This window comes from Niallia sp. Man26 (genome assembly GCF_022049065.2).
Lineage (GTDB): Bacteria > Bacillota > Bacilli > Bacillales > Cytobacillaceae > Niallia.
This window is the reverse complement of sequence record NZ_CP095743.1, coordinates 329,657-344,905: the sequence shown is the minus strand read 5'-3', so window position 1 is coordinate 344,905 and position 15,249 is coordinate 329,657. Positions and strand designations below refer to the sequence as shown.

12 protein-coding genes are annotated in these 15,249 nt (G+C 37.8%); 1 reads left to right on the top strand and 11 read right to left on the bottom strand.

Translation table 11 applies throughout. The features are described 5' to 3' along the window. The first annotated feature begins 40 nt into the window (after positions 1-40). Positions 41-802, top strand: a complete 762-nt coding sequence (pxpA, locus tag L8T27_RS01860; protein WP_237940601.1) for a 5-oxoprolinase subunit PxpA — start codon at positions 41-43, stop codon at positions 800-802. 45 nt (positions 803-847) lie between these two features. On the opposite strand, the gene L8T27_RS01855 is transcribed toward pxpA, so the two are convergent. The 11 genes from L8T27_RS01855 to groL all read right to left on the bottom strand — a co-directional run bounded on the left by L8T27_RS01855 (position 848) and on the right by groL (position 15,206). Continuing rightward, the gene (locus L8T27_RS01855; protein WP_233318998.1) at positions 848-1,603 is read right to left on the bottom strand and encodes an IclR family transcriptional regulator; all 756 of its coding nucleotides are present in this window, start codon (positions 1,601-1,603) and stop codon (positions 848-850) included. 150 nt (positions 1,604-1,753) lie between these two features. Next, positions 1,754-4,240, bottom strand: a complete 2,487-nt coding sequence (locus L8T27_RS01850) for an FtsX-like permease family protein (protein WP_237940599.1) — start codon at positions 4,238-4,240, stop codon at positions 1,754-1,756. Then, a complete protein-coding gene (locus L8T27_RS01845; RefSeq protein ID WP_237940597.1) occupies positions 4,237-4,995 on the bottom strand; it encodes an ABC transporter ATP-binding protein in 759 nt (252 codons plus the stop codon). The genes L8T27_RS01850 and L8T27_RS01845 overlap by 4 nt, the downstream gene beginning before the upstream one ends. Positions 4,996-5,179: 184 nt before the next feature. Next, entirely contained in the window at positions 5,180-5,716 is a 537-nt protein-coding gene (locus L8T27_RS01840) for a hypothetical protein (protein WP_237940596.1), read from the bottom strand. A gap of 75 nt (positions 5,717-5,791) precedes the next feature. Further along, positions 5,792-7,192, bottom strand: a complete 1,401-nt coding sequence (locus tag L8T27_RS01835; RefSeq protein WP_237940594.1) for a sensor histidine kinase — start codon at positions 7,190-7,192, stop codon at positions 5,792-5,794. Next, on the bottom strand, positions 7,189-7,848 hold the full coding sequence (locus L8T27_RS01830) for a response regulator transcription factor (RefSeq protein ID WP_233319009.1): 660 nt from the start codon (positions 7,846-7,848) through the stop codon (positions 7,189-7,191). The genes L8T27_RS01835 and L8T27_RS01830 overlap by 4 nt, the downstream gene beginning before the upstream one ends. A gap of 192 nt (positions 7,849-8,040) precedes the next feature. Next, positions 8,041-9,747, bottom strand: coding sequence for an NAD-dependent malic enzyme (locus L8T27_RS01825; RefSeq protein ID WP_237940592.1), 1,707 nt, complete (start codon positions 9,745-9,747; stop codon positions 8,041-8,043). Positions 9,748-9,789: 42 nt separating this feature from the next. Then, a complete protein-coding gene (locus L8T27_RS01820; protein ID WP_233319013.1) occupies positions 9,790-10,758 on the bottom strand; it encodes a 2-keto-3-deoxygluconate permease in 969 nt (322 codons plus the stop codon). A gap of 193 nt (positions 10,759-10,951) precedes the next feature. Beyond that, positions 10,952-11,659 carry a response regulator gene (locus L8T27_RS01815; RefSeq protein WP_233319015.1) on the bottom strand — a complete coding sequence of 236 codons (708 nt, stop codon included), beginning with the start codon at positions 11,657-11,659 and terminating at the stop codon, positions 10,952-10,954. Then, entirely contained in the window at positions 11,656-13,257 is a 1,602-nt protein-coding gene (dcuS, locus tag L8T27_RS01810) for a DcuS/MalK family sensor histidine kinase (protein ID WP_233319019.1), read from the bottom strand. Before dcuS ends, L8T27_RS01815 begins: the two co-directional genes overlap by 4 nt. Positions 13,258-13,574: 317 nt before the next feature. Continuing rightward, a complete protein-coding gene (gene groL, locus L8T27_RS01805; RefSeq protein WP_233319021.1) occupies positions 13,575-15,206 on the bottom strand; it encodes a chaperonin GroEL in 1,632 nt (543 codons plus the stop codon). Positions 15,207-15,249 lie beyond the last annotated feature (43 nt).

The window sequence follows — 15,249 nt, the reverse complement described above, 5'->3', positions numbered from 1 at the left end:
TAGTTCCTTAAATCGGAATATTAAGTTGGGAGGCATTTTTTTGTATAAAGTTGATTTGAACTGTGATTTAGGTGAAAGTTTCGGAGCATATAAGATAGGAATGGATGAAGAGATTCTTCGCTTCGTTACATCAGCAAATATTGCCTGTGGTTTTCATGCTGGCGACCCATCAGTGATGAGGAATACGGTAAAGCTTGCACTCAATAATAACGTTAAAATCGGTGCACATCCAGGCCTTCCCGATTTAGCTGGGTTCGGACGACGAAACATGAATATCTCGCCACAAGAAGCACATGATATTGTCATTTACCAGATTGGCGCTTTGTCTGGCTTCGTCAAAGCAGAAGGTGCAAAGATGCAGCATGTTAAGCCCCATGGAGCGTTATACAATATGGCTGCCAAAAACAGCCTTCTTGCAACTGCAATCGCAGAAGCAGTCTATAAAGTTGACCCAGAATTAATACTATTCGGTTTAGCTGGCAGTGAACTAGTCACTGCTGGTGAAAGAATCGGTCTGCAAACAGCAAATGAAGTATTTGCCGATCGCACATACGATAGCGGCGGTACGTTAACACCGCGAACAGAGCCAGATGCCCTTATCCATGACAAGAACCAAGCGGTCGGCCAAGTAATCCGCATGGTTAAGGAAGGAAAAGTCACTACTAGACAAGGAGCAGATATATCTGTCAAAGCTGATACTATTTGCATTCATGGCGACGGCTCTGAAGCTCTCACTTTTGCCCAGCAAATCAAGGAAACCCTTGAAAAATCAAGGATTGAGATTACCCCTTTCCGCTCTTAAGGACATATAAAAAGGACATGAGATTATACATCCATGTCCTTTATCTTATTCTATATATCCCAATTTGCGGGAAATCTCCAATGCAGCTGCCTTCACTTTCTCAGAAAGCGGCCCCAGCTTGTCCTGCTTATAATTAACATCAAGCCCAGCAACGCTAATGCCTGCTACGATTTCTCCTTTAAAGTTAAAAACCGGTGCAGCAAGAGCAGCCGAATAATCCTCTAGCTCTGAATAACTGACAGAGAAACCATTTTCCCTTGATTCCGTAATCAGCTGACGCAGTTTTTCTCTGTCTGTGATTGTACCTGACGCAATTGGCTGTAATTCTGTTTCATCAATATATTTCTCCCGCTCCATATACGGCAGGAAAGCAAGAATAACACGAGAGCAAGCACCCGCATAAAGAGGTGTCCTTCTCCCAATTGCCGTATAAAGCCTCACAGGCTGTTTCGTGTCCAGCTTTTCAATATAAATGGCCTCATTTCCATCGCGGACAATCAAGTTAACTGCTTCGCCAACCTCCTGGTGAAGCATATGCATTACAGGCAAAGCTAACTGCCTAATATCAAGCCTCTCTGACACCAAATGGCCGAACTGAAGAAACAAAAGCCCAAGCGAATATTTCCCATCCACATCCTTATCAAGTAAACCCATTTCCTCGAGCGACAGCACCATCCTGTACACAGACGTCTTTGGAATACCTGAAAACTGAACAATCTCATTAAAGCTCAGCTTTGAATGGTGAAGGAAAAGATTAAGAATGTCCATTGACTTTACTACCGTTTTATTTTTGCTTTGCAAGAGCATTCCTCCTTTTTGAGCATGGTATTTCCGTTTTCTTTCTGCCACTATTATACCTTATTGAGAGGATTGGAAGAATGGGTATTCCAGAAAAGATAAGGCCATCCATCAGTCATAAACAGATGAATGGCCTTATCTTTTAAGAAAAATTTATTTATTATCCTCCGTAAGCTCTAAGGATATCTTCTTTTTCCCTATCTTACTTGCAATAGGAAGAAACACACTATTTCCAACTAACAATAGCGCTGCTGTAATTCCGATGATCAATGAGTAATAAATCGAAATTTGCCCAGAATCTATTAGCAAAATCACGGCGGTAAAAAGTAAACCTGCTATTATTCCAAGCAGCAGCCCTATTATTATATACAGATTGACTTGGGTTAAAATGACCTTTTTTATCCCCTTCCGATCAACAGAAATAGTCCTTAATATTGCAAACTCTTTTCTTTTGGAATAAATATTGTTACCTAGTGTAGTAACTACACCCAACATCACACACACCAAGATGACAACCATAACCACAATAAAAACAGACCATCTTTGCAAGAACAACTCATTAGCTTTTTCAACAGACTGCTGATATACATTAACTTGAAGTTCTGGGTACTGCTGTTTTAGTGCTTCTAATTCTTGAACAGTTTGTTTTTCATCGTTAGAAGTGATGTACATTGCGCTAAATTTCGTAAATTCCTCTTTGAATGATGTATTTTCCCAATCGATATACGCATCAGCATTAGGTAGATTTTTTACTGCAGCTCCCACAATAAATGTATCCAAAAATACAGGACTTTGCTTTTCTTCCGAGTATAAGCCCAAGTCGATAGAATCACCTACTTTAAGTCCATGCTTTTCTAAAAATGCCTCAGATACAACAATTAATTTACTATCATCCTCCATTTTTGGAATGATTCCTTGTTGCTCCATCCCTTTTATATCGGCTAATGTATACTCCAAATTAGGATCATCATCGTTTCCGATTATCACTGCCCCAGAAGTAGTGCTTTGAGAGCTTACTTTCTGAACTCCGCTAATTTCTTTTACGTTTTTCTCCAAATCCTTTGGTTCAATCATTGAATCATATACTAGACGACTATTCAGCACAATGGAGGTTGGAAATTGTTCTTTTAAATAGTTTATTTCATTTTGCTGGATTGTCTTTAACATAACAGACCCAAATACAGCGATAATCATCATCGCGCTGATTGTTAACATCACGAATGTATTTTTTCTGACTTGAGGCACTAAGTTTTTAATTGCGATATAAGAAACATTTCCAAACAGCTTTTTTATTATTGGCAGAACCCCTATTAAAGCAGCTGATAGATAGACAGGAAAAAGAAGATAAATGCTGCTTAGTAAAAACAACGCAGCTATAAAGATACACAAAACTCCCGTCCCTTCTGTTTTGGGCATTACTTTACCAATACAAATCAATAACAGGGCAATAAAGATCAAACCAAACCCAATATTTCTGCGAGTTTTCCTATAACTGAAATCATTCTTTTCATTTTCCTGCATGATTTTAAGCGGTAATAATTTTGAACTTTTATAAGCTGGAATCAGCATAAATATTTGTATAATCATACCGCTTGCTAGTGCAATCATTAAACTTTCCTTATAGTTATAACCCGCTGCTGTTGGTAAATGGAAAGAAAATATCGCTTCAAGCCCTGGTTGAATATATTGATGACTAACGATAGCTAATAGGAAGCCGCCTATTGTGCCCGCTATTGTAATAAGACTGCTTTGAATGAGTATTATGTTAGATAATTGTTTGGTTGTGGCGCCAATGGAACGCAAAATCGCAAATTGATTTTTATACTTATATAAAAATAATTCAAAATTGGCAACAATCAATAACGCTGTAATGATTAACATTAGAAAAGCTAAAGAGTAGATGAAAATTTTCAGAGACTGTACATTCCTTTTTAGAAATTCATCTTCTTCAGCAATATCAATCCTTACACCGGCATCATATTTCTTAATATCATTGGCAAGCAAAAGTGGATCAACATTCTTTTTCGCTTTGACTAGCACATAAGTAGCCTCTACATGTTGACCGGATCTATGCTTTACTAATTCTTTGGCTGTTGGTTTAGAAACAATGAGCATATCGGGAGTAAGCCCACTTGCGTTTAAATCCTCTAATATCTCTGTTACCGTAAACTCCCTGCCTTCAATACCTACCTTTTGACCAGCTTTTACTTGTAAGCTTTCAGCCAAACTTTCATTCATCATAACTTCATTTTCATTTATATCCTCTTTTAAATGATATCTGCTCTTTGCTAGATAATCATTTTCTAGACCAACTGAATAAATGTCTGCTTGCAATTTATCTACCTTTAGCTGGTTAATGATGACTGGAGATATCTTTTGAATATCTTTGTTTGTCTGCAAAGCAGAAATAAAGTCTCGATCGACGTTTTTACTCAGTTCCGCATTATAGCCGACAGATAAATCCATCTCTCCATACATTTTTTGCACTTCTTCTCTTAACGAGCGCTCCGCATTTGTTGCGAAAGCTACCATAACAACCACTAAAAAGACCGATAAAAGTACACTAATAACAGAGGAAAATGTTATAAATTTATTTTTTTGAAAGAAGCGCAAGGCTAGTCCTTGTATTGTTTTCATCATACCTTGAACTCCAACAGCTTCCCAAAATGCTCTAAAATATCATCCATCGCTTGATTCCCAGAACAATCATATTCATTCACAATCTGTCCATCATGAAAAAACAGCACACGATCAGCAAAAGCTGCAACATGTGGATCATGTGTAACAACTATAATTGCTTGGTTCAACGTCTCTTTCATCTTTACTAAAACCTGAAGAATTTCATTTGAAGTATTATAATCCAAGTTCCCTGTGAGTTCATCCGCCAACACAATTGGCGGTGCAGTTATCAATGCCCTGCCGATTGCAACCCGCTGCTGTTGTCCGCCTGATAATTGAACTGGTCTTTGTTTCCTCCAGCCCAAGAGCCCGACAAACTGTAACATCTCATCTACTTTCTCATCTATATAAGACTTTTTCTCTCCCTTTAGAATAAGTGGCAAAGCAATATTCTCTTCCACTGTTAAATCTTTCAAAAGATGAAAAGCTTGAAAGATAAAGCCAATTTTATCTCGCCGATAATAAGTAGCATTTGGTTCTGTAAACATTTCTGTTTGTTTTTGGCCATATAATTGAATTTCCCCTTTATCTGGCTCATCCAATGCTGCCAACACGTTAAGCAACGTACTTTTTCCCGAACCGCTTGTCCCCATTATGGCAATCAGTTCCCCTTCATATAACTCAAATGAAACATCCTTTAATGCTTGCACCTCATGACCGACACCTTTATAAACTTTTGATAGATTTCTTACAGATAAAACAGATTTATTAACCACAACAAGTCACCTCAAAATTATATAAGTGCATGTTTCTTCCAATGATTTTCTGATTATATTTTTTCATAGTTTCAATAATTTTCCAAGTAATAACTAAGATATATTGGAAAATAAAAAAGTATCCTTACCAATCAGTTAGAGGGTAAGAATACTTTTTTAACTTCATAAGGGATATATTCCTTGTTTATTCGTTATTATAGATAGAAAATATCTCTTTATAATACTCGTTATAAAGTTTTTCCTTTTCCTCTCTGGCTTTTTCCATATCTTTAGAGAAAACTTCTTTAACTCCTGAAAATTGCTCAAGAGTAATAATTGTACCGGAAAAGGGATTTATAGTAGCCATATATCCATCGTTATTATCATAAAATGTAACAAACCACTTGATTGGATCTACTGGAATATCCTCCTGGACAATTTTAATATCATAAGTTAGGTTGCTGACATCCTTTGTTTCTTTAAATGCGTTAATAGCTATTAATAGCGCTTCTTTTTCTGAAATGCCATCTTTGATTCCATATTGAGATAATTCATTTGATGAATCTTTTATTTGCTCAGTTTTCTGATTTTCTTCAAGATTAGCAGCCTCAACGGTTTTAACCTTTGAATTTTCTGTTGTTGCAGCTAGAACAGAAGGAAAAGCAAAGCTATTGACTAAAAGCCCAGCGCAAAAAGTGAATCCTGTAATGTATGCCCCGACTATATATTTCCCTTTTTTCATTTAAGCCCCCTATATACAGAATGTAATATCCCTTATATGAAGCAAGGATACACTCATGATATTTTTGAGTTGCTATTAAGTTGTTAGAGTCTTGTTAAAGATTATCCTTATTGTCGTACCTTTTTGTGATTGAATGTCCAAATCAGCATTATGATATTTAGCTATTTGAGCAACAATACTTAGACCTAAGCCGAAACCTCCAAATTCACGAGAACGAGATTTATCAACACGATAAAAGGGTTCAGTTATTTTTTTTATTTCTTCTTTATCTAAACCAATACCATAATCTTTTACTTCAACTATAAACTCTTCCTTCTCATCAACATATGACCTTACAGCTATTAAGTCATTATCCTTAGAGGCTCTTGCTGAATTCTCTACCAAGTTAATTAATAGCGACAGTAACAGTGTTTCATCACCTAACAAGGACTTTACCTCTGCTCTTGTCTCTAGATGAATATTTTTCTTTTTTAAAATTGGATTCATGAACCTATATAAAGCAGCAAACAACCCCTCCATATTAACCTCTTTAAAATCTTTATTTTTGGTACGCATTGATGTTAAATCAAGAAGTTTAATGGACAATTTTTGCAGTCTTTCTGCTGCTTCATTGAGATGTTGAGTTGCGATGAGACGTTGTTTCTCCTTATACTTTGCCTTTTCCAAGTATTCTGAATAACCTAAAATAGAAGTAAGCGGCGTCTTCATTTCATGAGCAAGATTATCAATAAACTGCTGTTTATTTTGTGATTCCTTTGTTAATTGACCAATTTTATCTTCTATTGAATCAGCCATCATATTAAACGTACTCCCCAGAGTGCCAAGCTCATCCCTTCGTTTAATATGAACTCTTTTATGAAAAGCTCCATTTGCTATCTCACTTGTAATAGAAATCATTTTATTTAGTGGACCAGTTAATCGTTTTAAAAATATGAAATTTAAAATACCCAGTACAATACATACTAGAATACTAACTATTACGAATACACGGCTCATTGAAGAAAGAAAGACATCAAGTTGACTAATATTTCGAGCATAAACAAGGGAGTAATTTGGATTTGAAGGTAATGGTGAAGATACAAGTAAATATCTCTTGCCACCCAATTTTTTCGTTTGTATCTTCCTCGTTTCTTTCTCTTGAATACCTAGTAGCTTACTATCTAAGATTGGAGTATTTGAATATACTTTCGTGTTTTCATTGTATAATGCAAGGTAAACATTTTGATTCTCATAGTAATTTGCAAGTGGTTTTATAAGAGAGGTTAGTTGCTCTTTGTTGTAAGAAGCAGACTGAAGGAATTGACTTATACTATTTTCTATGGATTTTAAAATAATCGATTGTTCCCGTATACTATTTTCTTCTTCTCTTTGAAGACTGAAATGGTAAGAAGAAGATATTAGTACAAAAGCTGCTATGTCAAATAACGTAATAAAAATGAAAAATGTACTCAAAAAAATCTTTTGCCAGAAGTTCATTTTTGAAACTCCAGTCGATACCCAAACTTGTATACTGTCTGTATATATGACTCTAATTGTAACTTTTTTCGCAATTTAGTAATATGAACATCTACAGTCCTAGCATCCCCAAAATAATCCTGACCCCAAGCCAAATTAAGTAATTGCTCCCTAGATAAGGCTAAATTACAATTGTTAATTAATGCTTCTAAAAGCACAAACTCTTGGTTAGTCAGACTTACAGGTTCATTTTTTACAATAGTTATATGCTCATCCAGATCAATAATAGTACTGCCGATACTATATCTCCTTTTAACTGGTTTTGTACGTCGTAGTACTGCTTCTATTCTCGCAAGCAATTCAATTGATTCAAACGGTTTTACAATATAATCATCAGCACCTAGTTGTAACCCCTTAACCTTAAAAGAAATATTATCTTTTGCAGTAACAAATATAACCGGAATAGTACTAAACTTGTTTTGTTCTATAAGTGTAAACCCATCTACATATGGAATCATCACATCTAGCAAAATTAAATCTGGTTGCCAACTATATATAACTTCACTAGCCTCTTTTCCGTCAAACACCTGTTTACAATCATAGCCAACTAAATCCAAATTCATAAAGATTAAATTGTTAATTGCCTGATCATCTTCAATTATTAATATTTTTGCCATAACAATACCTACTTTCATTTAAGTTTCTGTTAATTAGCAGCAACCAGAATGTGAAATAATACACATACATTATATCGACAGTTATATTATGGAACAAGCATTAAAATAGTCGCATCCTAGGTATCAACAAAAAAGACTACCCCAATTCAGGAGTAGTCCATCTTTATAAAATTAATTATTATCTGTTTATGGTTAAACTCTCGTCCAAATCCCAACACTCTTAATTTCCTTATACTCAGGCTGCCAAACAGCATCAACAACAGCTTTTGGTACGTCATTGGAAATATCTGCTTTTGCGATACCTTCCTCTAGTGCAGCCTTAGCTACTTCAACAGCCACATAGATTGATACATCATGTAGTTTCTCAATTGACGGCAGCAATGACGAGCCTGGCTCAGTATTGTCGCACATCTCTGCTACAGCATTTGCAGCTGCTGCGAACATTCCTTTTGAGATTACTTGGGCTTTTGCAACAATCGCTCCAAGCCCTAGACCTGGAAATACAAATGCGTTATTAGACTGTCCGATTTCATAGGAAACACCGTTATATTCTACATTATCAAATGGGCTTCCTGTCGCAATTAACGCTTTGCCGTCTGTCCATTTAATTAAATCTTCTGGTATGGCTTCTGCAAGATGAGTCGGATTAGACATAGGCATGATGATTGGACGTTCAACATGCTTAGCCATCTCCCTCACTATTTCCTCTGTGAAGGCGCCAGCTTGACCGGAAGTACCGATAAGGATGGTAGGTTTTACTCTCTTCACTACTTCCATTAATGGAATGATTCCTTCCTCGTTTCTCTCCCAGCCCTCTACTTCCTCTCCTTCTCTTACGTAAGGAAGTTGGAATTTCAGGACATCCGGTGTTTCATCTGTCAGTAATCCTCGATAATCAATTGCCCAGAAACGGTCGTATGCTTCTTCTTCTGTCAATCCTTCAAGGACCATTGCATCTGCCATTTGGTCTGCGTTCCCGATCCCCGCAGCACCTGGTCCAAAGACAACAATACGCTGATCTTTCAGAGAAGTTTCTGTGACCTTTAATGCAGACATAACCGCTGCAAGCGTAACAGCACCTGTTCCTTGGATATCATCATTAAATGTAAGGATTTTGTCACCGTATTTTTCTAAAATATTTCGAGCATTTACATTGCCAAGATCCTCCCAATGGATAAGCACTTCTGGGAAGAATTTTCTGGCAGTCTGTACAAATAAATCAATGAATTTATCATAACGTTCACCGCGGACACGGGCGAACTTGTTACCAATATAGATAGGGTCGTCAATTAAAGATTGATTGTTTGTGCCAACATCCAATACGATTGGCAGGACGCGGCTTGGATCAATCCCAGCTGCCGCTGTATAAACAGCCAGTTTACCGATTGCAATATTAATACCGCCTACCCCTTGATCCCCGATTCCAAGGATACTTTCAGAGTCAGTGACAACGATTAAGTCTATGTCATTTTTTGAGACCCCAAGATTAGCAAATCCTTTTTCAACACCTTCAGGATGATCAATGGAAAGATATAATCCACCTGGGCGATGATAGCTATGAGAGTATGTCTGAATCGCTTCTCCGACAGTAGGTGTATAGATGATTGGAAGCATCTCTGCTAAATGATCTTTTAAAAGTCGGTAAAAAAGGACAACATTCCGATTATATAAATCATAAAGCAAACCGTTTTTGAAAAGATTTGTAGTCCGCATGGAATATTGCTCATAGGCTCTGTTAGCCTGTTCATCAAGGGTAAGCACGTGAGGCGGCAACAGGCCGTCAAGTCCAAGCTCTTCCCTTTCCTCTCTAGTAAATGCTGTTCCCTTATTGATAAAAGGATTAGACAGAACTTCTTTTCCTTTTAATGTTGTAATAATTACATTATCAGGCACGCTCATTATGGAAATCCTTCTTTCTATAGAAATTTAATATATTTTTTATCATGCAGCCTTTGTTATAAGCTTTTTAGCTTTTTTCTTTTCTGACCGTTTATATACATAGCTGACAATAATCGGACAAACGATTGCAGAAACAACACATGCTGCTGCAACTTGCGCAGTAGCTGCTGGTGCTATTGCAGAAAGTGTTGGATCTGCTGCCGCAACTACAGCTGGTGTCGCTACAGCGTTACCTGCAGTTGACCCTGTTGCTAAACCGACGATAGGATTTTCTTTGAATAATTTCAAAAGCAAGAAAGCACCAATTCCTGTAAATGAAGCGATTAATCCTAGTAGTAAGCCTGGACCACCCGCTTCTACAATTGTATTCAGATTCATGCCTGCCCCTAATGGGAAAGAGAAAAATGGGATTAATAATAACTTACTGCTTCCAAGAAACTTTCTCATATCCGGATCGATATTTCCTAAAATCATCCCAATTACGATAGGAATTAAAACGCCTACAAGTGCTTGAAAAGGAATAGAAGCAAGGCCGGATGCACCTAAAGCAACTAATGTGAAAAATGGACCATCTTTTAAAGAAAATAATGCGTATGCCCCTACATCTGTTTCGTCACCATAAGATGAAGCTAGTGAAGCATATAACCCACCGTTAGCGTTTAACAATGCTGCAAGGATAGCTAGTGGTGACAATCCTAGAATACCAGCCGGTCCAAAAACCATCGCTATAAAGATACCTAGACCTGCACCTACTATAAATTTACCAGATAATAAAATTGCACCTTTTTTAATCGCTTTTGGTGCTAGTTTAAAGTTAATTTGTGAACCAATTAAAAACATAAAACAAGCTAAAATAGTTGATGATGCCTCTTTACTGAATAATGCCGTTGTAAAATGCCCTATTTCTAAAAACTGTGGAAAAAAAGTGTTTGTTAGTACCCCTAAAAATAACGGAACTACCATCATTCCGCCTGGAATTTTATCGAGCGTCTTCTTAATTGGAATTTGCATATTTAATCCCCCTTGTCATTTTTATCATCATGTAAAAAATCCAAATTCCCTTTGCAATCGCGATAGTGAGATTGCAAATATTACTCCCCTTTGTTACGTGTACATCATATTCCCCTGTAAACCGTTTTCATAGTTTAATAAAGTTTAATAATTCTTTTTGTAAATAAAAAAAGTAAGCAGCTTTTCTAACTGCTTACAAAAAATTTTTAATTAAGTGTTCTTTAAATTGATTATATTCGTGCTGATACACAGGCCTTCCGACTGCTCCATAGATAACCTTAACCTCCAGGATTCCTGTATCCTTAAGAAAATTAAGATACTTTCTAGCAGAAACTCTTGAGATGCCTACAATATTTACAATGTCATCAGTCGAAAAAGGGTCTGCCTTTAATCGCTGAATGGCATCCCATACTTGCTTTAACGTATCCTTCGCTAACCCCTTTGGCAGCTCCTCTGCGATGACATGTTCATCTCTGTGCAAAAGTAAGGAATCCAGCTCCTGCTGACTTACTGAATCTTGCTTATCAATTAACCGAGTTTGTTCAAGATAGGTAGTAAGTGCCGTGTTAAACCGGTCAAACTCAAACGGCTTGATTAAATAGTCGACAATCCCATATCTTAATGCCCTCTTTATTCGATCAAGATCGGATGCAGCAGAAATGATGATCACATCAATTTCAAGTTCATTTTTCCGCAGATGTGCTAATAATTCAATCCCAAGCTTTCCCGGCATAAAAATATCCAAAAGGATAAGCTGGATTTCTTCTGTATTTAGTAATTGTATAGCTTCATCAACTGATGTAGCTGTTGCCGCTAATCGGAACCCTTCAATTTTGGCAAGATATCGTTTATTAATTTGTGCTACCATCGGGTCATCTTCAACGATCATTACATTAATCAATTCTCTTTATCCTCCTCTTGATATGATATATACACAGCAAAACTCGTTCCCTTTCCTGGCTTGGACGAAATAATCAGTTCTCCTTCCAGCCTTTCAATTGCTTGCGCCAAAAGGTATAATCCGTATCCGCGGTTATTTCCTTTAGTAGAAAAGCCTTTATCTAGGATTTTGTTTTGGAGTGAATTCGTCATTCCCATTCCTGTGTCTTTAACCTCGATTGTTAAAATATCCTCTGCATAATCCAGTTTAAGATGGACCTTTTTATTTATACTGTTTGCAATAGCCTCTATTGCATTATCCAAAAGATTGCCAATAATCGTAATCAGCTCATGTGTAATTTCCGAGTTTGCCGGCTTCGGCAGCTTATTGGCACAATCAAATGCAAAGGAAACTCCTGATTCTCTTGCAAAGCTTAGCTTCCCAATCAGAAAACCAGCAAGCACAGGATCTTGGACTTTCCTTGTCACAAAGTCCATTTCCGTTTCCCGATGATTAACCGTTTCACTTACATAATCAGCAAGTGTATCATATTGTTCCGTTCTGACAAGACCTAAGATAACATGGAGCTTATTCATAAATTCATGAGCTTGAGCACGGAGAGCATCCGCATAATTACGGACACCTGTCAGCTGTTCAGCCAGATGCTGGACCTCTGTTTTATCCCGAAATGTAGCGATGGCTCCTACAGCCTGATTTCCAACAACGACCGGTACCCGGTTTACTAAAATAGTAACCCCCTGCAGGTTCTGTTCTTGATCGAGCTCTGTTTCACCTGATTTGATAATGCGAGTTAACCGGGTTTCTGGCAAGTAATCCTCAATATTTATCCCCATTGGCTCTTCCTCAAGACCTGCCTTTTTAAAAAGCTTACTCGCTGCCTTGTTAACAAGGGTGATTTTTCCTTCCTGGTCAATGGCTATAATGCCCTCACGTACAGACTGAAGCATAGAACTGCGCTCTTCAAGCAGCTTCGCAATAACAAACGGCTCAAGTCCTAAAAGGATTTTTTTAATATACCTTGCTAGAACGACCGCACCAATTATTCCAATCATAAGTCCGATTAACGTCCCCAAAACAATTCCCATCCGTCCTTTATCAACAGCCTCTGTAACACTTTTCAAAGAAATCCCGACAGCAACCGCTCCAATTTGTTTGCCCTGTGCATCCTTTATTGGGGTAAATGCCCTCATAGATTTACCGAGCGTTCCTTTTGAAATGGAAACATACTCCTCCCCTTTAAGAACAGGGCCTTCATCTCCCCCAAAGAAATGCTTACCCACCTTACTAGACTCCGGGTGAGACAGCCGAATTCCCTTCATATTCATAACAACAACAAAGTTCACATTCGTTTTGTCTTTTATTACATTAGCAAATTCCTGTAATTCCGCTTGATTAGCTTGTCCTTCAAGAGTCTTGATTACAGCTGGAGTAACCGCCATTGTCCTTGCAACATCCAGCGCCTTTTCTTTCTGTGTCTCTTCTACACTGGAAGTAATACTTTTACTTATAAGCAAGTCGGTTATCCCAAGTGATAACGCAACCACAATACATACAAAAATAATTATGATAGCTTGTAAACTAAGTTTGCCCTTTTTCATAAATTCCTCCAAGTTTATCGAAGTTTCAACATGTATCCAAAAAGCAAAGACTGCTAAACACCTATTACTTAATTAATCATCTTAGCTATATCCGTAAATATGTTTGATTGATATTTATTAAACGCTTTCATTCAAATAGTTTATAATTATCCCATTTTATTATAGTACTTGAAACAAGCAGGGCGATTTATGTAATTAAAAAAAGTATCCATTGGGATAGTAACGCAAAAAAACCCCACTTCTTTAAAAAAAGAAGTGGGGTTTAGTATTAGGTAAAATAGTTGCAACTATTTATCAGATGTTAGGCGTAAACGGCCTTACATCATGCCGCCCATTCCACCCATGCCGCCCATATCAGGCATTGCAGCGCTACCTGCTGGTTCTGGCTTGTCAGCAACTACTGCTTCTGTTGTTAAGAACATAGCAGCAACGCTTCCTGCGTTTTGAAGCGCAGAACGAGTAACTTTAGTTGGATCAACAATACCAGCTTCGATCATGTTAACCCATTGACCGTTAGCAGCGTTGAATCCTGTTCCAACTGCTTCGTTTTTAAGGCGCTCAACGATAACTGATCCTTCAAGACCTGCGTTGTGAGCAATTTGACGAACCGGCTCTTCGATTGCGCGAAGAACGATGTTGATACCAGTAGCTTCGTCGCCTTCTGCTTCAATAGAAGCAACTTTGTTGTATACGTTTAGAAGTGCAGTACCACCACCAGCTACAATACCTTCTTCAACTGCAGCACGAGTAGAGTTCAATGCATCTTCAATGCGCAATTTGCGCTCTTTTAATTCTGTTTCAGTCGCAGCGCCGACTTTTACGACAGCAACTCCGCCTGCAAGTTTAGCAAGACGCTCTTGCAATTTCTCACGGTCGAATTCAGAAGTAGTTTCTTCTAATTGAGCGCGGATTTGGTTGATGCGTGATGCGATGTTTGCTGAATCTCCAGCACCTTCTACAATTGTTGTGTTTTCTTTCGTAACAACAACTTTCGCAGCGCGGCCTAATGATTCGATTGTTGCAGATTTAAGATCTAAGCCAAGATCTTCTGTAATAACCTCTCCGCCAGTCAATACAGCGATATCTTCTAGCATTGCTTTGCGGCGATCACCAAAGCCTGGTGCTTTAACAGCAACAGCTGTGAAAGTTCCGCGAAGTTTGTTCACTACCAATGTAGCGTTTGCTTCACCTTCTACATCTTCAGCTACGATCAATAATGGCTTGCCTTGTTGAACTACTTGCTCAAGCACTGGCAGGATTTCTTGAATGTTAGAAATCTTTTTGTCAGTGATTAAGATGTATGGGTTGTCAAGAACAGCTTCCATTTTATCTGAATCAGTTACCATGTAAGGAGATACGTATCCGCGGTCGAATTGCATACCTTCTACTACATCTAATTCAGTTGTGAAGCCTTTAGATTCTTCAATTGTGATTACACCGTCGTTGCCAACGCGTTCCATAGCTTCTGCGATCAATTGGCCAACTTCTTCGTCAGCAGCAGAGATAGCAGCTACTTGTGCGATAGAAGCTTTGCCTTCGATTGGTTTTGAGATAGCCTTCAACTCTTCAATAGCAGTTGAAATCGCTTTGTCCATCCCTTTGCGGATACCCATTGGGTTTGCACCAGCAGTTACGTTTTTAAGTCCTTCACGGATCATCGCTTGTGCCAATACTGTAGCAGTTGTTGTACCGTCCCCAGCAACATCGTTTGTTTTGCTTGCAACTTCAGCTACAAGTTTAGCACCCATATTTTCAAATGCATCTTCCAACTCGATTTCTTTTGCGATAGTAACACCGTCATTTGTAATTAGCGGTGAACCGTATTTTTTTTCAAGCACGACATTGCGTCCTTTAGGTCCAAGTGTTACTTTAACTGCATCAGCAAGTGCATCTACACCACGAAGCATAGAGCGGCGCGCTTCTTCACTAAATTTAATATCTTTAGCCATTTTAAAAAACCTCCTCAAGAATTTATGTTATTTCTTATATATT

Excerpts from the sequence above, each read along its gene's own strand:
- L8T27_RS01850 (WP_237940599.1), bottom strand. The coding sequence starts at position 4,240 with ATGATGAAAACAATACAAGGACTAGCCTTGCGCTTCTTTCAAAAAAAT.
- L8T27_RS01840 (WP_237940596.1), bottom strand. The coding sequence starts at position 5,716 with ATGAAAAAAGGGAAATATATAGTCGGGGCATACATTACAGGATTCACT.
- L8T27_RS01835 (WP_237940594.1), bottom strand. The coding sequence starts at position 7,192 with ATGAACTTCTGGCAAAAGATTTTTTTGAGTACATTTTTCATTTTTATT.
- L8T27_RS01830 (WP_233319009.1), bottom strand. The coding sequence starts at position 7,848 with ATGGCAAAAATATTAATAATTGAAGATGATCAGGCAATTAACAATTTA.
- L8T27_RS01825 (WP_237940592.1), bottom strand. The coding sequence starts at position 9,747 with ATGAGCGTGCCTGATAATGTAATTATTACAACATTAAAAGGAAAAGAA.
- L8T27_RS01820 (WP_233319013.1), bottom strand. The coding sequence starts at position 10,758 with ATGCAAATTCCAATTAAGAAGACGCTCGATAAAATTCCAGGCGGAATG.
- dcuS (WP_233319019.1), bottom strand. The coding sequence starts at position 13,257 with ATGAAAAAGGGCAAACTTAGTTTACAAGCTATCATAATTATTTTTGTA.
- groL (WP_233319021.1), bottom strand. The coding sequence starts at position 15,206 with ATGGCTAAAGATATTAAATTTAGTGAAGAAGCGCGCCGCTCTATGCTT.